Annotated in this window: 20 protein-coding genes, 1 tRNA gene and 1 pseudogene; 14 read left to right on the plus strand and 8 right to left on the minus strand. The window is 64.5% G+C overall.

The window, feature by feature from the left end:
* Positions 1-62: 62 nt before the first annotated feature.
* On the plus strand, positions 63-1358 hold the full coding sequence (locus tag MKCMC460_RS24870; RefSeq protein WP_236977714.1) for a sorbosone dehydrogenase family protein: 1296 nt from the start codon (positions 63-65) through the stop codon (positions 1356-1358).
* 46 nt (positions 1359-1404) lie between these two features.
* Here MKCMC460_RS24870 and MKCMC460_RS24875 read toward each other — a convergent pair whose 3' ends face one another.
* Complete coding sequence (locus MKCMC460_RS24875; RefSeq protein ID WP_236977715.1) at positions 1405-1746, minus strand: hypothetical protein; 342 nt, start codon at positions 1744-1746, stop codon at positions 1405-1407.
* Between the two features lie 196 nt (positions 1747-1942).
* Between MKCMC460_RS24875 and MKCMC460_RS24880 the strand changes: the two genes are divergently transcribed.
* Complete coding sequence (locus tag MKCMC460_RS24880; protein ID WP_238304981.1) at positions 1943-2767, plus strand: hypothetical protein; 825 nt, start codon at positions 1943-1945, stop codon at positions 2765-2767.
* Positions 2768-2954: 187 nt separating this feature from the next.
* On the opposite strand, the gene MKCMC460_RS24885 is transcribed toward MKCMC460_RS24880, so the two are convergent.
* Positions 2955-3521, minus strand: coding sequence for a dihydrofolate reductase family protein (locus MKCMC460_RS24885; RefSeq protein WP_236977717.1), 567 nt, complete (start codon positions 3519-3521; stop codon positions 2955-2957).
* 221 nt (positions 3522-3742) lie between these two features.
* On the opposite strand from MKCMC460_RS24885, the gene MKCMC460_RS24890 reads away from it, so the two are divergent.
* The 3 genes from MKCMC460_RS24890 to MKCMC460_RS24900 all read left to right on the plus strand — a co-directional run bounded on the left by MKCMC460_RS24890 (position 3743) and on the right by MKCMC460_RS24900 (position 4857).
* Positions 3743-4000, plus strand: coding sequence for a hypothetical protein (locus MKCMC460_RS24890; protein ID WP_370653005.1), 258 nt, complete (start codon positions 3743-3745; stop codon positions 3998-4000).
* 102 nt (positions 4001-4102) lie between these two features.
* On the plus strand, positions 4103-4435 hold the full coding sequence (locus MKCMC460_RS24895) for an immunity 63 family protein (protein WP_236984393.1): 333 nt from the start codon (positions 4103-4105) through the stop codon (positions 4433-4435).
* A gap of 209 nt (positions 4436-4644) precedes the next feature.
* Complete coding sequence (locus MKCMC460_RS24900; protein WP_238304983.1) at positions 4645-4857, plus strand: hypothetical protein; 213 nt, start codon at positions 4645-4647, stop codon at positions 4855-4857.
* A gap of 360 nt (positions 4858-5217) precedes the next feature.
* Here MKCMC460_RS24900 and MKCMC460_RS24905 read toward each other — a convergent pair whose 3' ends face one another.
* Positions 5218-7473 (minus strand): PE domain-containing protein, encoded by a 2256-nt coding sequence (locus tag MKCMC460_RS24905; RefSeq protein ID WP_236977718.1) that lies wholly within the window; start codon positions 7471-7473, stop codon positions 5218-5220.
* A gap of 475 nt (positions 7474-7948) precedes the next feature.
* The gene (locus MKCMC460_RS31450; protein ID WP_255730954.1) at positions 7949-8077 is read right to left on the minus strand and encodes a hypothetical protein; all 129 of its coding nucleotides are present in this window, start codon (positions 8075-8077) and stop codon (positions 7949-7951) included.
* Between the two features lie 157 nt (positions 8078-8234).
* On the opposite strand from MKCMC460_RS31450, the gene MKCMC460_RS24910 reads away from it, so the two are divergent.
* Positions 8235-8423: a hypothetical protein gene (locus MKCMC460_RS24910; protein ID WP_238304984.1), complete on the plus strand. Its 189-nt coding sequence runs from the start codon at positions 8235-8237 to the stop codon at positions 8421-8423.
* Positions 8424-8774: 351 nt separating this feature from the next.
* Here MKCMC460_RS24910 and MKCMC460_RS24915 read toward each other — a convergent pair whose 3' ends face one another.
* From MKCMC460_RS24915 to MKCMC460_RS24925, 3 genes are read right to left on the minus strand one after another with little or no spacing between them, the layout of a single operon-like run.
* Positions 8775-9086 carry a hypothetical protein gene (locus tag MKCMC460_RS24915; RefSeq protein WP_236977720.1) on the minus strand — a complete coding sequence of 104 codons (312 nt, stop codon included), beginning with the start codon at positions 9084-9086 and terminating at the stop codon, positions 8775-8777.
* Positions 9087-9117: 31 nt separating this feature from the next.
* A complete protein-coding gene (locus tag MKCMC460_RS24920; RefSeq protein WP_236977721.1) occupies positions 9118-9375 on the minus strand; it encodes a hypothetical protein in 258 nt (85 codons plus the stop codon).
* Complete coding sequence (locus MKCMC460_RS24925) at positions 9372-9596, minus strand: hypothetical protein (RefSeq protein ID WP_236977722.1); 225 nt, start codon at positions 9594-9596, stop codon at positions 9372-9374. Before MKCMC460_RS24925 ends, MKCMC460_RS24920 begins: the two co-directional genes overlap by 4 nt.
* A gap of 359 nt (positions 9597-9955) precedes the next feature.
* Between MKCMC460_RS24925 and MKCMC460_RS31915 the strand changes: the two genes are divergently transcribed.
* The 3 genes from MKCMC460_RS31915 to MKCMC460_RS24935 all read left to right on the plus strand — a co-directional run bounded on the left by MKCMC460_RS31915 (position 9956) and on the right by MKCMC460_RS24935 (position 12464).
* The gene (locus tag MKCMC460_RS31915) at positions 9956-10336 is read left to right on the plus strand and encodes a transposase (protein ID WP_370653007.1); all 381 of its coding nucleotides are present in this window, start codon (positions 9956-9958) and stop codon (positions 10334-10336) included.
* A gap of 6 nt (positions 10337-10342) precedes the next feature.
* Entirely contained in the window at positions 10343-10747 is a 405-nt protein-coding gene (locus tag MKCMC460_RS24930) for an IS30 family transposase (RefSeq protein ID WP_236984395.1), read from the plus strand.
* 250 nt (positions 10748-10997) lie between these two features.
* Positions 10998-12464, plus strand: coding sequence for a PE family protein (locus MKCMC460_RS24935; RefSeq protein WP_236977723.1), 1467 nt, complete (start codon positions 10998-11000; stop codon positions 12462-12464).
* Positions 12465-12661: 197 nt separating this feature from the next.
* Here the strand turns inward: MKCMC460_RS24935 and MKCMC460_RS24940 are convergent.
* Positions 12662-12735, minus strand: a tRNA-Leu gene (locus MKCMC460_RS24940).
* A 148-nt stretch (positions 12736-12883) separates the two neighbouring features.
* Here MKCMC460_RS24940 and MKCMC460_RS24945 point away from each other — a divergent pair.
* The 5 genes and pseudogenes from MKCMC460_RS24945 to MKCMC460_RS24965 all read left to right on the plus strand — a co-directional run bounded on the left by MKCMC460_RS24945 (position 12884) and on the right by MKCMC460_RS24965 (position 17243).
* Positions 12884-13984 (plus strand): FAD-dependent monooxygenase, encoded by a 1101-nt coding sequence (locus MKCMC460_RS24945; protein WP_236977724.1) that lies wholly within the window; start codon positions 12884-12886, stop codon positions 13982-13984.
* A 410-nt stretch (positions 13985-14394) separates the two neighbouring features.
* Complete coding sequence (locus MKCMC460_RS24950) at positions 14395-15279, plus strand: PE domain-containing protein (RefSeq protein ID WP_236977725.1); 885 nt, start codon at positions 14395-14397, stop codon at positions 15277-15279.
* 59 nt (positions 15280-15338) lie between these two features.
* Positions 15339-16529: pseudogene (locus MKCMC460_RS24955) on the plus strand (PPE family protein).
* 118 nt (positions 16530-16647) lie between these two features.
* Positions 16648-16944 (plus strand): WXG100 family type VII secretion target, encoded by a 297-nt coding sequence (locus MKCMC460_RS24960; protein WP_180913534.1) that lies wholly within the window; start codon positions 16648-16650, stop codon positions 16942-16944.
* A 14-nt stretch (positions 16945-16958) separates the two neighbouring features.
* On the plus strand, positions 16959-17243 hold the full coding sequence (locus tag MKCMC460_RS24965) for a WXG100 family type VII secretion target (protein ID WP_083111340.1): 285 nt from the start codon (positions 16959-16961) through the stop codon (positions 17241-17243).
* Positions 17244-17499: the final 256 nt, after the last annotated feature.

Consider the following 17499-nt stretch of genomic DNA (forward strand, 5'->3'; position numbering starts at 1 on the left):
TTACGGATTCAGCACGGCCACACCGGGTATGCGTAAGAGCATGACCATGTCTGCGATGATGCATGCCCATCTCACCGGCTAGTAAATCCCTGACCGCGGTGCTCGTCGCCGTCCTGCTGCTCGCCAGATGCTCGACCGACTCGCGTCCCGAAGCGGCCTCCCCCGGGCCTGCGTCGCCGGCAGCGGCGTCGGGTGCATTGGTGCCCGCCAACGTGAGCGTTGCCGCTGACCTGGCGCAGGCGCCGTTCGACCAACCCCGCCAGGCGCTCATCCCCCACGGCTGGACGATCGCGGTGTGGGCGCGAATTCCCAAGGCGCGTCTGGCGGTGTGGACACCCGACGGCGCCCTGCTGGTATCGACTCCGGCCGGTGGGCAGATCGTCAAGCTGACACCCAAACCCGGTGCGGCGCCGGAACAATCGACACTGCTCGCCGGTCTGGACCAACCGCACGGCATGACGTTCGCGGGTTCGACGCTCTATGTTGCCGAAAGCGACCAGATCGATGCGTACGACTACGTCAACGGCGCGGCGGTCAACCAGCGCACCATCGCTGCCGGCCTGCCCGACGCACGCAGCCCGGATCTGCACGGCGCCTACGCCCACGCGCTGAAAAGCGTGGCCGTAGGACCCGACGGCGCGGTCTACTTCTCGATCGGTTCGACGGCCAACATCTCACCGCAGGACCGCACCGCGAATCCGCCGCGGGCGACGATCATGCGGATTGCGCCCGGCGGCGGCCCGGCCGCGCCCTTCGCGACGGGTGTGCGTAACGGAACCGGCCTCGCCGTCGCCCCCGACGGCTCGCCGTGGACCGCGGTCAACAACCGCGACAACGCACCCGACCCGGACGGCAATGTCCGAACCGAGTACGTCAACGATCATCCGCCCGAGTCGCTGGCACGCCTGACGCCGGGACGCGAATTGGGTTGGCCCTACTGCAATCCCGACGGCGGGCCCGCGAATCTCAGGTTCGTGCGCGATATGACGACCAATAAGGACGGATCCCAGCTGGACTGCAGTGCGTTGCCACCGGTGGAGCAGAGCATGGGCGCGCATTCGGCGCCGTTGGGGCTTTCCTTCACCACGGGTGTGTTGCCGCAGCCCTATGCCGACGGTGCGCTGGTCGGTGTCCACGGCTCCTGGAACCGGCAGCCGCCGCGCGCCCCCGAGGTGTCGTTCTTTCCTTGGCGCAGCGGCAGTCTCGGCGATCAACAAACGCTCGTCGGCGGTTTCCAGGGCGGTGACGGGAGCCGATGGGGCCGTCCGGTCGCCGCCGTCGTCGGATCCGACGGGGCGGTGTACGTCACCGACGACGACGCCGGCGCCGTGTACCGGGTGGCCCCACCGGGGCGGTAGCCACCCACCGCGACGCCGAGTGAGCCTGCGTCAGCGCCCGCCGAGGTCAGTTTGCGGGGGCCGGCCCTTCGGGTGGAATCGCCCCGTTACAGCCGCCGGGGGGTGCCGGACCGGGCATAGGTTCGTCGCCGCTGACGCAGTCGTAGTAGAACTGCGGACCGACCATCCAGGTTTTCATCCACTGGTGCCAATACGACCCATCCGGGTATCTCTCGCCGTCGCACACGGCGAGGTTGCCCCAGCCCCAACGACCACCCGGGCAGAACCCTTTCGTCATGTCGGGTTGATGGGGGTCCGGCGGATCGGCGCTTGCAACCGGAGCGGACAGCAAAAACGCTGCAACACAACCCAATATCACAGTGCCGTGGCGGAAAAGTTTGGCTTTCATTTTTCGACTCCCGTTAGCGTTGAATCAAATACGCCGATTACAGGCGATGGGCTGAACTCGCCGACGCACCTTCCTCATGTCAACTCCGGTTCGGCCTCTCGGAAGCCGAGTCTTGATCCACTGGCCTGGAAAGGAACAACGTTTTCGAAAATCCTATGACGCGCGTTGCGATAGTTTACGACGCGGCGGATTGACCATGTCAACACTGATTTGTGTCGGCACCGGGAGTGCGATCGAAGCCTGGCGCAGCACTCAACCACATTATACAGCCGACAATTCGCGCATGGCTGTTGAGAAGTGCTGCTGGCGAATTCGCCTATCCGGCCGACCATCTTCCACCGGCGGAACCTTCCTAAGACCCGGACGCAGCGGCCGCATTGATGCTGGCGCCGCGTGCCAAGAATTTATCAAGGCGCTGATAGCACCGTCTCGTTCTACGTCCCGGAAACCAGCCCGGGCAATTACCCGAGAGAGAACTTTCATGAGCACGACCCATGACACCTCAGCGCGTCGCAATCCGAGCGCAGCCGTTACGGCTGCGCTGACCGTCGGACTATTCACCTCATTCTTCGCACCGGCTGAGGCGAGGGCGACACCTCCGGCCTCCCTTCCCGACCTGGTTTCTGGGGTGCCATATGCCGGCAACATCCGTATCGGCGAGACGGCAACGATCACAGTTGTGGTCAAGAACAATGGCGACGGCCCTACCGCTTCCAATGGGATCGACATCGACCTGCATATGGATCTCGGGCGCGGCCTGGGGCTGCTGGAACTGCAGCCCACCGCGGGCCAGGGTTGGTACTGCTCAAGTCCGGTGCGTGGCGGTAGCGACGGCTCGACAAGGATGGACTGCGGGTCAATCAAGCCGCTGCAGCCTGGGCAGATCAAGAGCATCTCACTTCGCGTGCACGGCGAGAGCGGCCAGGAGGCAAGGAACTTTTGGTTGGGGCTCGCCGTCGATCCGAAACATCGCATCGCCGAGTCGAACGAGGACAACAACGTAGCAATTCTGCATTTCTAGAAAGTGGGTCCGCGGCCCACGACGCCTCTCCAGAGATCGCAAACTGAATGCACGGCAACGATTTTGGGGGCTGGACTGAGCGGGAAGCCTGGTGAATGTTTCTCAAGCCGCCGTCCAACGGTCGCTGGGTTTGGCTCGACGTGCCTCGCGGGCGCATCCGCGACTCACCTTGCCGCCGGGTGTCCGATCAGTCGTGCTTGGCCTCGTAGCGCAACAGGACCGCGCCGCCCGGGAAGGTGCGGTTCTCCAACAGTCGCAGCGAGATCCAGGACGGCAGCGTCGGAAAGAACGGGGTGCCGCCGCCCACCGCAGTGGGCGCGACCACGATGCGGTACTCGTCCACCAGTCCGGCCTGCACGATCGGTGCGGCCAGCGTCGCGCCGGCCACCTCGAGCGTGCCGTCGGTTTCGGCTTTCAGCTTCCTCACCACCTCGACCGGGTTCCCGCGTTCCAGGCGGGAGTTCCAGCCGACGGATTGCAGGGTCCTCGAGAAGACGACCTTGGGCATCTCGCGCCAGATATGGGCGAAGTCGACGATCAGCGGGCCGGCGTCGGGCGCCTCGTCGGCGGTCGGCCAGTACGCGGACATCAGTTCGTAGAGCCGCCGCCCGTAGCAGGACAGGGCGGTGTCCCGCTCGAAGTCGTTCCAGTACTGGTGCAGTTCATCGCAAGGTGCGGACCAGTCGATGCTGCCCTGTGCGTCGGCGATGTACCCGTCCACCGACACGTTGAAGCCATAGATGAGTTTGCCCATGCAGGAAAGACTGCATCGGAGGTGAGAACTCATCGCGACGCCAGGCACCCGCGCATCCAGAGTTTGGCAAGCCCAGGGGCTTTGCGCCGGGTGAGCCGCGCCGCGCATGGACTGCGGACAACGGCGGCGCGGCGCCGCGTCAGCAACGAATCGCCTCTGAGATGGACAAATGCGGTGCGCCCAGTCGGACTCGAACCCAGCCGGTGCATTTGCCCGAGGGGATGATCATCGACCGCTCCGGCTCCGAGTGGGGTCGCTACCTCGCCCCCGACGGAACCCCGTACGCCGACCGCGCGCCGCCAGAATCGGTCGGCGCCGACTACAAACCGATATGTGATCACCGGAAAACCGCTGCCCCCAGGCTGGCACTTCGTCCAAGGCCCGATAGAACCCTGGTTCGGCCAGACGCCGCAAGCAGGCACAACCCAATACTTGATTGTGGGACCCGAAGGTACCCGGGTGAATGTAAGGGAACTTAGACGGGGGAATAATCGAAAATTATGGGCCTCCACTCGGGCGATAACACCGAAGTTCTGCAATCCGAAATTGACCGACTTTCAGCCGAGCTCAGCGTCAGATCCATGCCTGTAGGACTCCGTACCAACGACGGCCTAAATCTCTTCGTTGCTGACGACGGTAACTTCCACTTCGCTTTCTTTGACCGAGGCCAACTCAGCTTCGACCGCGTTGGCGGGCTAGACGATGTTCTCTATTGGTACTGCGAGGACATTGTCACAAGCCAAGCCGCTAAACGGATCGGGGACCGCGCAGAACGCTTCAGGTACGAGTACCAGATCTTGAGTCGCCTCGATCCTGCATGGGCGAAACGACGTGTGCGTGAACTTGCCGCGCTGTTCCGCGATGGACAACCAGAGGATATCGCGTTACTTCCCGACATTGGCGAATCGCTCTAGTATTTCAATTGTCTAGTTCAACCACATGGTCGGCTAGGTGCAGCTAAACAGATGGTGCGGCGCAAACTTGGCCTACCTGGGCTGGATGCCCTCCCCGACGGCGCGATACTGGAATGGCATGTTTCGGATCCATATGGCGCTGCGGCGCTACGCGACCTGTTCAACTTCAACGGGCTGTCTGAGATAAGGGTCCTTTACACTCCGAAGATATGACCCAGCAATCGCCGGTGAGGCCGGTGTGGGCGGCCAAGGCTTTACTTCGCGCCATCTGGGTTGCAGAGGGAGAGTCTCCCAAGTGGATTGCCGAGCGCTGCGATGCCCTCGTACAGGCACTGCAAGCAATTTTCGGTGTCGAACGTTGGGAGAAACCGCCGCGCTCCATCCTACGAATTTCGTCGGATCTGACCCCACGCAGTGATTAGTTCCGTTTTGAAATGTTTTGCCGCTCAGCACATTATCTCCATAATTGTATCGTTGGAAACTGATGCCCGTTGCCACCCGACATATAGCCGCCTGACGCTGCCTGCTGGGAGCTGGGGTTGGCGCCGCTTGCGTTGCCAGTTTGTGCCGGTGTTTCTCCTCCGCACGCGACAAGTAATGCCATTAGAGAAGGAAGAGTGACATACGCAGAAGGAAACTGTTTACATCGACGTACAGACATGACGCGTCTCCTGGAGTCAGAGCTGCTAATTTGTTCAATTGTACCGTGCGATCCAATCTTTGGCAGTATTAACCATCCTAGGAACTGCCAGGCGAGAGTTTAATTATAGGATGGTGTCTGGTCACTTTGGCTTGGGCAGTAAATTTGAGATAAGTTTGGGAACATAATTGGCTACTGCATCCTCAGCGGCTCTAATTGCCTCTGCCGGATGATGAACCGTGTAGTCCACTGTATTGGTGAACGTCTGAACGGTGAAGTTGCCGTTCTGGACGTTTTGAGCCACCAGGTTGGCCACATCACCGGTCTGCTGGATAGCCACGCCTGTTAGGTATCCGACTGCGGAATGATCCGCGACGTTTTTGACAACGCCGCCCAGGACATCAGTAAGGCCGTGGGTGGCTGCGACAATTTTGTCTGCCGGGCTGAGCGAGGGATCAAATGCGATGCCGAGGCTGTTTATCAGGGACTGAACATCTCCGCTATAGGGCGAAAGAATGTTGGTAAGTAGTGACAGCCGCGTCCCAATTTGGGATTCGAGAAAGTGTCGTCCGTCTACGAATAGTTGTTCGGTTAAGGTCAAGATATTAGGCGGTGTCGGGCTGGGATTGGTCGTGGGTGGCGGGGTAGTGCCGCCAGTGCCACCCGTAGAAGAATTCGATGAAACCACTGCTGGATCGATCACAGCGATGTGGTTAGTGCCTAAGCCCTCGCTGAGATAAATCAACCCGTTTGGCATTGTTACTCCGAGGTGTGGACCGCCGCCACCTGCCAAACCGGTTTGCCCCCAGTCGACAGGGATGGGGCTTGCAAGAGCATTAGTGGCAGTATCCAGCACATTGATGCCGCCAGGGCCGGGTATGAAGACATAGTGTCCGTCTGAGCTGACGGTCGTCCCCCAACGGCTCACGCTCGCGAAGTTCCCGTCACCGATAGTGATAGGAGTTCCAGCACTATTAGTTGCGGTGTCGAACACAGTGACGGTGCCGAGATTCGGGTCTGGCACATAGATGTAGTGCCCGTCCGGGCTGATGGTCAGCGTCGCAAACCCGTTGTAGGCATTAGAGATAGGTGCTGGGGTACCGACGACGGCGTTGGTCGCGGTATCGATAGTGGTTATACCGAAGGCCGAACTAGCGGTCTCAACGTAGACATGTGCTCCGTCAGGGCTCATCGCCAAATAACTTGGCTCGGTGTAGCCCGGACCCAGCCCTATCCCGGACGCCGTATCAGTCGCGGTATTGATCACCGTAAGTTCACCGTAGTTTCGCGTACTTACGTAGAGGCTTTTGCCGTCGGGCGTCATCACCATGTCAAAGGGTGAATTAGCGAGAATCGGATTCGGTGCGAACGTATTGGTGGCGGTATTCAGCACTAGGACATTGTTATTTGTGTCTTCCATCAGGTAAAGATGATTACCATCGGGCGTGATCGCCATCACCGGATCGACTGTATAATTTGTCATTGCCGGCGACCCGACCGCATTGGTCGCGGTGTTGATGCTTACGACTCCTGTTGGCTGATAACCAGGTGAGTCGCTGATGACCGCGCCGGAGACGTAAACATGGCTGCCATCCGGGGACACGATGATTTCCCTCGGATTAATCCCGACAGGGAGAGTGGCAGTGACGGCTTTCGTTGTCGTGTCGATTACCGAAACGGTGCCAGCGTCATAATTGGCGACGTACACGTAACGCCCGTTCGGACTGGCGACGATCCCTTCAGTTGCCCCGTCGACAGGGACGGTGGCTACCACGGGGTTCTGGGTCGCTGACGTCGTGGAAGAGCCGGCAGCAGCACCACCCGTGCCCGAACCGGCAGCGGCTGATCCACCGGTCGATCCCGTGCCCGAAGTCGTGCCCGATTGACCGGTCGTAGCAGAAGCGAGGGTCGGTGTTTGGCCCGTCGACGTCGAGGTCTGGGTGCCGGAGTTGGTGCTATTGGTATCGCTGCCATTGACCGCCGCGCTTGCTTGTGCAGCTTGCGGCTTGGCCGCACCAGTTGGTCCGGTCTTAATCAATGGATGGCCAAGTAGGAGTTCGGCGGGCGTGTTGATAGCGCTGATCAAATTCTGCGTCACCGCGTCGACCAGGGAAGCATTGGACGCCTCCGCTGCGGCGTAGACGCCTGCCGAACTATGGAGGACTTGCGCGAAGTCACTTTGCAGCGCAGCTACCTGCTGACTGAGGAATTGGTACTGCTGGCCGTGTCCGGCAAACAGCGATGCGATGGCCGCGGAGACCTCATCCTGCGCCGCCGCTGCGATTTCCGTCGTGGGAATAGCTGCCAGCGCCCGGGCCTGATTGACCGCCGTGCCGATGTCGGCGACTTGGGACGCTGAGATGCCCACTACTGCCGGTACGACACCAACGAACGACATCCGCAGACCCCCGACTTGTTTGAAATTTGTAAGGGGGAGCGCTGCTCCCCAGCCTTGCGTACCGTACGACGTCGACGGCGAGATTGCTTGAGTTTGGTCAGAAGTGTCTTTGAATGTTTGCCAGCTTCACGAAGTTCCCTGACTAGAACTCCCACTCAGGATCAGATGGACGCGGTTGGTCCGCGTCCGTTCTTCCAGTACGCGCCGTTCTCAGCTATCTGGTTTCCAAGGAGCCCTCCCTCACGCGTAGCCTCGCTAGCTTCTCCGTTGCCTCTTCTGATGCCATGCCGCTGACCCCCTGTTCAACAACTCCACAGTTATCGGCGGCACCACCCACGTCTCTGAGCTACGAACTGTGCGCAGCCGCAGTGATCGAGGCCCTGCGATCGCACCCGACGCACTTGCCGACGACACCCTCAACCCTTGACGGACTGCCCAAGCCGGTAGGTCTCAGGGATCAGCATCACGACGGGTCTCACCCGTCGACGCCCACACCCACGCTCATCGTCACCACGCCGTGCAGCACAGCGTACAGCAGCCACAGAGCTATCACGGTGGCGGCGATCAAGCCGCTCAGCCAGGGGAACCTGCGTGCGTCGTTCATCGTATTCCGTTGCGTCGCACTACACATCGGTCCGAGCACACCACCATTGGGCGCGCCCTCCCGCGCGGGTGTCGGCGCTGCACCTCGAACGCCACGGTCGAGGCGGGTGCACGGGGAGGCGCGCGATCCTCGACGCGTCGGCGAAGTCTGACTCACCGTGAGCCACGTCGACCGGCGTGCGCTGCACCGCCGCGCGGTGCACATCGCGGATGCTGATGGCGCGCTGCGTTCCGGTGCGGTACCAGCTGCAACACCACGGCGTAACGCCGCCGTGGGTTGGGCAGCCCTGCCGATACCGCGCCGCAGCGGCCAGCAACGACAACGGCGCGCTGGCGACGAGCGCTAGTCTAGGGCGGCAGTGCGATTCGCGTCGTTGCGCCATGCTTTGGTGACATGTTCGCCGCAATCGCTGAGGACAAACGTTAAATCGTCAATCTCGTTATCAGTCACCGTGTTACGGGGATTGCGGCCGGATTGCCGTCAGCGTCGTCGACCTCGATGACCACTGCCGGGCGGCCATCGAACCCTTCCGGAGCGAACCTCAGTCTGCGGTTGCCTACAGAGCTCATCGTCTGTCCGTGCGGGCAGATGAGCGCTGCGGCTGGTTGTTCGGTGTCAAGCAGCCACCGCAGTCCGATCAGCAGCAGTGGCAGATGAGCCGTAGCCTCCACAGGCGCGCCGGTGTGCGGTGGGGAGGTCATGGTTGCCGCCGATAGGCCGCAGTGAATATCTCGGGCTTGCAGGGCCACGCCGCGCCGCCCGAAAGCAGCACGACGTAGTCGCCCAGATCTGCGCGCACGTCACCGACCGGTGTCGGAATCAGAAGATAGCCCGGCTTTTCGGCGCCGGTGATCGGATTGACCCCGGCCGGAAAACAGCATCGGTCAGCAAGTCCCAGCCATGCGACGATGGACGCCGCGGACGCAGAGGTCAGTTGGAGCGCTTCGGCTTCGACGGTCGCGATGTAGTTGTCTGGCTTGATGGTGTCTGCCTCAGCGTCCAGGCCCACGCCAGTGCAAACGTCGGCCGGCGTCCCTGTTTTATCGTCCACGACATCCCTCCCTGTTGATCGAAATCCCTGCCTCGACAACACAGCTGGGCACACCGGCCGGCGCAAAGACCAGACCCGAGGGCATCGGCCACGTCGTCAGTTTGTTCTCACCCGCGGCGATGCAGCTGAACACCAGCGTCAACACCACGACCACCAGGGCGTCGACTGCGGCGATCCACATGGCCTCTCCCGCAACAGCGGTGGGTGTGGCCGTCCTACGCTCACCGGCGCGGGTGCGGGTGCTCATTGCCGTTGTCCCCGCTCTGCTGGTGGCCGGGCGTTGTGCGTCAGCTCCCAGTGCGCCAACCGGCCCGGCTGGTCATGGACGCGGCGTACTGCGCCTTGGCGTTGCAGGATCAGTAGCGCCCGGTAGACCTCTTCGGCGACCACGGGCCGCACGCGGTCGCCGGCTCTATTGCTCAGCGCGATACGCGCCGCGCTGGTCGTCGTGGGCTCGTGAGTCCTCAAGCAGCAGATCATCACCGAGCTGTTGTTTCTCCCCCTCGGTGAGCATGCGGCCCCTCTTCGAGGCCATGGGTGTGGTCACCTGACTTGGCCCCACTTTGGTCGGGCGGATTCCAGTGAACGTCGCAACACCGAGGCTATTCGGAGGTTGCGGTGGCAGCAGAGCGGAAGACCCGGCCGCGTGGACGCCCAAGTGGCGGAATGCTGGTGGAGGAGTAGCAGTGGTTCGGTCGGCTGATCGCGCAAGGGTTGGGTAACTCCGAGGCCTGCCGGATTGTCGGAATCGACCGCAGAACAGGGACACGCTGGCGTTATGGGCGCACGATGCGCAATGCTGTCAGCGGTCGGTGCACTATCCACCGGTGAGGCTCACCGCTCCCAAGCCCCGGCATCCGCGGTATCTTTCGTTGGCTGAGAGGTCGACGATTGCTGATCTAAACCGCGCGGGAGTCGGTGTGCGCGCTATCGCCGAGGAGGTGGGCAGGGCGGCCTCGACTGTGTCTCGGGAGCTGCGCCGTAACGCTGACGATCGGGGCCGCTACTTGCCCGCAACGGCGGAGCGAATTGCGCTCGAGCGGCAGTCCCGGCGGTCGCGGACACGCCGTGTAGCACATGACGATCAGCTCCATGGTGTCGTCGCAGATCTGTTGGGCAAGCGGTGGAGTCCCGAACAGATTGCTCATGAGTTGCCGGTGCGCTTCCCCGACCAGCCCGAGCGTCATCTGTGTACTGAGTCGATCTAGCAGGCGATCTATGACCCGCGAACCGATTTAACCCGTCCGGCCAAATGGCGGCGCCGGCGACGCCGGGTTCAGGGTCTAGAAAGGCGTGGTTGGCTCACCGGTATGACGATGATCGCTGATCGGCCCGTCGAGGTTACCGACCGGGTCGAGGTTGGGCACTGGGAGGGTGATTGCATCATGGGCGTTGGAAATCGTTCGGCGATCGGCACTTTGGTCGAACGGGTAACTCGCTTTGTGATCCTCGTCCATGTTCCCACCGGGCGGCCGACCGCAGCGGCGATGGCTAACGGCATCGTCGATGCTCTGGGTGCTCCTGCACCGCAACTGCGTCGGACCCTGACCTGGGATCAGGGCAAAGAGCTTGCGTTGCATCAACAGACCACTGGCGGCGGGTGGAGGTTCGAGATGTAGCTTGGCTGGCCGGCTTCGAGGGCTCCCACGTCCACCGCTCCGCGCTTAAGGGCCTCGTGCTGAGCACGAGTCAGCTGCGCCACGTCGCCGAGCAAACCTCATAAGTTGGAATCGCCGGTTCGAGAAAGCGCGGGGTAGTCACGGCAGGGGGTGGCCAAATACAATGCGCGAAGACCCCGACCGAAATCCGGTGCGCTGGACTGCTTTGTCGCCTTCGGCGTGCCAAATCGCAGGCCATGGAGGTAGACACGTGTCTTCCGTGATCGCCACGCCAGAGCTATTCTCTGTCGCCGCAGCGGATCTGGGAAACATCGGCTCGGCGGTCAGCCAAGCAAACGCGGCCGCCTCGGCCCAGACAACCACCCTACTGGCCGCCGGTGCGGACGACGTCTCGGGGGCCATCGCCGAGGTCTTCGCCGCGTACGGGCAGGCATACCAAGCACTCAGCAAACAAGCGGCAGCATTCCACAACGAATTCGTCCGACTCATCAACGCGGGCGCCAGCGCATATGCCGGTGTCGAAGCGGCCAACAGCAACCCGCTGCAGATCATCGCGCAAGACCTGCTCGGCGTCATCAACGCGCCCACCGAGGCGCTCCTGGGACGCCCGCTGATCGGCAACGGCGCCAACGGAGCACCGGGCACCGGAGCCGACGGCGCGCCCGGCGGCATCCTGATCGGCAATGGCGGCAACGGCGGATCCGGTGGCGGGGCCGACCTCAACGGCGGCAACGGCGGGGCCGCAGGCCTGTTCGGCAATGGCGGATCCGGCGGCAACGGCGCGGGCGGTGCGATCTCCGGCGTGGGCGGAAAGGGTGGCGCGGGTGGCCTGATCTTCGGCACTGGTGGCGCCGGCGGGGCCGGGGGGCTCTCAACAGATTTCAACCATAAAGGCGGGAATGGCGGCAACGGCGGGTCCGCCGGGCTGTTCGGCATGGGCGGCGCGGGCGGCGCGGGCGGTTACGGCGACGTGGCCCCCCCGAACGGCACAACCGGCGGACATGGCGGTAGTGGGGGCAACGGCGGGCTACTCTTCGGGACCGGCGGCGCCGGCGGGAGCGGCGGTGTCGGCGCGGCTACCGGGACCTTTGTCAACTCCGGCGGTGGCGGCGGCAATGGCGGCAACGCCGGGCTGTTCGGTTTCGGCGGTTCCGGCGGCGTCGGCGGCAGTGGCTCCGAAGGCGGCTGGGGCGGCAACGGCGGCATCGGCGGCACGCTCGTAGGCGTCGGCGGTGCCGGAGGAGGCGGCGGCACTGGGGTCTCGGACGGCGGCGGATGGGGCGGAAAGGGCGGCGCCGGTGGCGGGTTCCTCTATGGAGTCGGCGGCGCGGGAGGCGTCGGCGGGTTAGGCTACGCCGCAGGCGGTGCAGGCGGTGCTGGGGGGGCCGGCGGCACGCTGGCGGGTGACGGCGGCGACGGCGGTGCCGCCGGGTATGGGCGCGACGTTGGCCTCTACGGCGGAAACGGCGGAAACGGCGGCCTGCTCATCGGTTCCGGCGGCAACGGGGGTGCCGGCGGCGACTCGTCAGCTGGTAACAGCCCGTCCTCTTCCCATGGCGGCAATGGCGGCAACGCCGGGCTGTTGGGCATCGGCGGCAACGGCGGCAACGGCGGCGTCGTCCCTGGGCATCCCGAACGCGGCGGCGCAGGCGGGGTCGGCGGCGCCGGCGGGACGTTGTTCGGGGCGAACGGGCTCCCCGGGTTATCGACCGCATAGCGCAGACCGTTGTGCACGCGCACGCTGGCCGAATGCCGAACGCCCGATGAAATTGCCGGCACGGCACGATCTACACCGCCGATGCTGAGCGCGTCTTCGATCAGGCACCTCGAACGTCCACCGGTACTTCACCGGTATTTTTGGTCTCCCGGCACGCCGCCGACCGCCCCGTAACCCTTCTACCTGCTCAAACTCTGTGCCCCCAGTCGGACTCGAACCGACACTTGGCGGATTTTAAGTCCGCTGCCTCTGCCAATTGGGCTATGGGGGCCCGCACACCATGACGTTAGTGCGCGCGGCGTGCGGAGCAGCTGCGGGTGCCGCAGCTTGGCGTCCGCAGCAAGGGCATTGCGTATCCGAGGGCCGATCGCACCGTGTATTGAATACGCAACGGACCCTGTCGCCGAGGAGACTCACCGATGCGCATTCTCATCGTCGGCGCCGGCGTCGCGGGCCTGAGCAGTGCGGTCAACCTCGGTGCCGACGGCCATGACGTCACCATCGTCGAACGCGCGGAGCACTCGGGGGTCAACGCCCCGCCGATCGACGTTCGTGGGGACTCGATCGCCGTCGCCGACAAGATGGGCCTGCTCGAGCAGATCCACGAACGCAGGATCGACATGACGCAACGGGTCCAATTCGTCGACCGCGACGGCACGGTGGCGGCGGAACTGCCGGTGGACGAGATCAACGACAGCCCGGATGACATCGAGATCTCCCGCGACGACCTCCTGACCCTCCTGCGCGCCCGCCTGGGGCCGTCGGCGAAATTGCAGTTCTGCGAATCCATCGCCGAACTCGACGACGGCGCATCCGGCGTCGCCGTCCGGTTCTCCTCGGGCGCGCTCGAACGTTACGACCTCGTCGTCGGAGCGGACGGAATGCATTCGGCCGTAAGGCAACTCGCGTTCGGACCCGAACGGCAGTTCCTGCACCACCTCGGCTTCTACACCGGGATGGCCGCGCTGCCCGGGCCTCACCCCAGCGACCGGATAAACCCGATGTACAACTTCCCGGGCCACATCGTCGGCATCATGTCCTACAACGCAAAAGCACTGGCGTTCTTCATGTTCCGCTCACCTTGGATCGACTACGACTACCACGACCTCGCGGCAAAGAAGCGAATCCTCGCCGACGCCTTCGCCGGTCACGACGAGTGGCGAGTCGCCGAATTGGTCGACGCCGCCCTGCAAGACCCGGGGCTCTACTTCGACTCGGAGAGTCAGATCAAGATGCCGGGCTGGCACAGCGGTCGCGTCGTCCTCGTCGGCGATGCCGCACATTGCGCCTCGACCCTCTCCGGCCGCGGCACCAGCCTGGCCCTGACCGGCGCCTGGTTCCTCGCGCAAGCCCTGCGCGAACATCCCGGCGACCTCAGCCGGGCGTGGGAGCAATACGAACGCGATCAGCGGCCGCGCGCCGTCCGCGGTCAAGCTACGGCGGCGCCGGGAGGCGAGCTCCTGGCCCCCGCCACCCAGGAAGCCATCGACGCACGCAACCGCGCCCTGACCCACGGCTGAGTTCCACCAGGCCGCGCCTACGCCGACTAGGGACAGCAATCGGCACCGAGCCCAGGCGAAAAATGCAGCGCGCGTGAACGGCGTCACACGCACCCATCCCCCTCCAAACACGATGTGCGCGAACACGACTGTTGGTGTAAGGTCCGCGCGCCGCGCACCCGCGCGTGAGAGTAGAACGCGTCGGGGCGCCACGCGTCAGATGACATGAAAATGTCGGCCGCCAAGGCCTTGTTAAAACTGCCCGCGCAAGCGTTAAGACGCCGTAAACGTCCGTCACCCGGCCCTTTTCGACAAGGACTGTGGAGCCAGGGCTGGTTAGCGTTACGCCAACGCACAGGGGCAGTTACGCAAACACCCAGGGTCGACCCGCAACGTCGGGTCGGCATGTTTCACACACCAAGGAGCAATAGATGTCATTTCTGACAGCAGTGCCCGCAGAGCTGGCCGCCGCGGCGTCCCAGCTGGCAGCGATCGGTAGTGCACTCGCGGCGCAGAACGCAGGTGCTGCAGCCCCCACCACCGCCATCGCGCCCGCCGCCGCCGACCAGGTGTCGATCCTGCAGTCGAGCATCTTCACCGCGTACGGCGCCCTGTACCAGCAGCTGGCCGCCGAGGCTCAGGCCATTCAAGAGCAGTTCACCCAGACACTCGGACTCAGCAGCGGTACCTACGAGCAGTCCGAATCGGCCAACGCTGCCGCTGCATCGCTGTCGTCCGCTGCTTCTTCCGGAGCAAGCAGCAGCCCGCTGTCGGGAATCACCGACGCCATCAACTCCATCGACACCTTGCTGGGTGGAGCCGGGCCTACATCCAACCCGTTCAGCCTGTCCGGCAACCTCTCCAACTTCAACAGCTACGAGATCGGCAACTGGGCCTCGGCGTCGTCGAACCTGCTCGGTCTGACCGGTGGTGGCCTGATGCCGGAGGGCTACGGCGTCCCCGAAGATCTGGCGGAGGCCGCAGCCGCGGCTTCGGAGGCCCCGGCCGCCGCGGCAGGTGCAGTCAGCGCGGTCTCTGGCGCGGGCGCACCGGTTGCCGCCGGCCTCGGCGAGGCGACGATGGTCGGCTCGCTCTCCGTTCCGCCCAGCTGGGCCACCGGAACCTTGGTTTCCAGCACCGCCCCCAGCGCCCTCACCGGCGCCGGCTGGACCACCGCTGCACCGGCCGCCGCCGCCCCCGGAGCGTTCTACCCCGGCATGCCGGGCATGGCGTCGGCGGCGCGCAACAGTGCCGGTTTCGGCGCGCCGCGCTACGGCGTCAAGCCCATCGTGATGCCGAAGCCGGTGAGCGTCTAAGCGCCGAACCACTACTCCTACAGACAAATCCGAATCACGCCGACAAGAACGGGATAAAGATGTCTTACTTCGCTACACCCCCCGAAATCACCTCCGGGCTGATTTACGCGGGCTCGGGCTCGGGGCCGCTGATGGCCGCGGCCACCGCCTGGAACAACCTGGCCTCCGAGCTGAGCACCACCGCGACCCAGTACGAGTCGATCCTCACCCAGTTGACCACCGAGCAGTGGACGGGCGCGGGATCGGCGTCAGCGGCGGCAGCGGCACAACCGTACGTGGCGTGGTTGACCCAGACCGCGGCGGCGGCCGAACAGGCCGGCATCCAGGCTGCCTCGTCGGCGGCCGCCTACGAGGCAGCCTTCGCCGGCGTCGTTCCCCCGCAGGTGATCGCCGCCAACCGCAGCTTGTTGGCCACCCTGGTCGCGACCAACTTCCTGGGCATCAACACCCCGGCGATCATGGCCACCGAAGCCCAGTACCTGGAGATGTGGGTGCAGGACGCGGTCACCATGGCCACCTACCAGGCCGCCGCAGCCGCCGCAGCTGTCCTTGAGCCACTGACGCCAGCGACGCAAACCACCAACCCCGGCGCGGCCGGCATCCAGTCCGCCGCCGTCGCCGCGGCAGCAGCGGAATCACCCGCGTCATCGCTGGGCGACATCGTCAGCGGCCTGCAGGGCGAGTTGTCGAACCTTGCCTCGGCTGTCGAACCCATTGGTGAGGGGCTGTTCCAATCGTTGCCGGTGCCAGTCCAGGAGCTCCTGAGCGCACTCGACGGCCTGCTGGGCACCCCGCTGATCTTCAACGGCATCCAGCAGGTGGGTGTGACGGCCTCGTGGTTCGTGTTCGCCGCCATTCCGAACGCGATCTTCGCCGGGCACACCATCGACGGCAATATCGCTTCCGCGGCTGCCGCGGTGGCCGCGGCAGCGCCCGCAGCCGCCGAGGGGGCCGCAGCGGGTCTGGCCTCCGAGGTCGGAGCGGCCGGTGCGGCCGCCAGCCTCGGCGAAGCCTCGTTGGTGGGCAGCCTGTCGGTGCCGGCCAGCTAGACGGCGGCCGCGCCGGTGGCGGCGAACGCCGGAACCGCGCTGGCGGGCAGCGGCTGGACCGTTGCGGCCGAAGAGGCCGGCACTCCGGCCATGATGGCCGGCATGCCGGGCATGGCGGCCGCCGCCAAGGGCGCCGGCGCGTACGCCGGGCCGCGGTACGGCTTCAAGCCGATCGTCATGCCCAAGCAGGTCGTCGTCTAACGGCGAAAAAGATCGCCCGTTTCGGGCCCAGTGTCGCCAAGTGGCCGTAATATCCGCGGGGCGTTACTAGACCCATGACCAGGTACGAACCCAGAATTACGAGATAAGGAGAAACCAAGTGGCTACTCGCTTTATGACCGACCCGCACTCGATGCGGGCGATGGCAGGCCGTTTCGAAACCCACGCGCAGACCGTCGAGGACGAGGCACGCCGGATGATGGCGTCCTCGCAGAACATTTCCGGCGCCGGCTGGAGTGGTCTGGCCGAGGCCACCTCGATGGACACCATGACCCAGATGAACCAGGCCTTCCGCAACATCGTCAACATGCTGCACGGCGTTCGCGACGGACTGATCCGGGACGCCAACAACTACGAGCAGCAAGAGCAGGCCTCCCAGCAGATCCTCAGCAGCTAGAAGGGACTACCACGATGACGATCAACTACCAGTTCGGCGACGTCGACGCCCACGGTGCCCTCATTCGGGCGCAGGCCGCAAACCTGGAGGCCGAGCACCAGGCCATCGTTCGCGATGTGCTGGCTGCCGGTGACTTCTGGGGCGGCGCCGGTTCGGTGGCTTGCCAGGAGTTCATCACCCAGCTGGGTCGCAACTTCCAGGTGATCTACGAGCAGGCCAACGCTCACGGCCAGAAGGTGCAGAGCGCCGGCAGCAACATGGCGCAGACCGACAGCGCCGTCGGGTCCAGCTGGGCCTGACACCAGCCTCAACGAAGCGTGGCCGCACACCGCCAGGTGTGCGGCCACGCTGCTTTGCCAGACCCCCTCCAACTCGCCGGCCGTTTTGCCGGTCGCGGGCCGTAACGCCGCTACGCTGACCGCTGGTGCCCGCGCGTAGCGCGAGCCCGCCGATGGCCCCGCCGGCCTGCCCACCGCTTCATCGCGGTTTAGCACGGCCGTTCCGCCCGGAAGTGCGCCGGGGCCGTTCCGCCTTGCCCCTCCCCCCGCGCCGCCA

The organism is Mycobacterium sp. 20KCMC460, assembly GCF_022179425.1.
GTDB lineage: Bacteria > Actinomycetota > Actinomycetes > Mycobacteriales > Mycobacteriaceae > Mycobacterium > Mycobacterium kiyosense.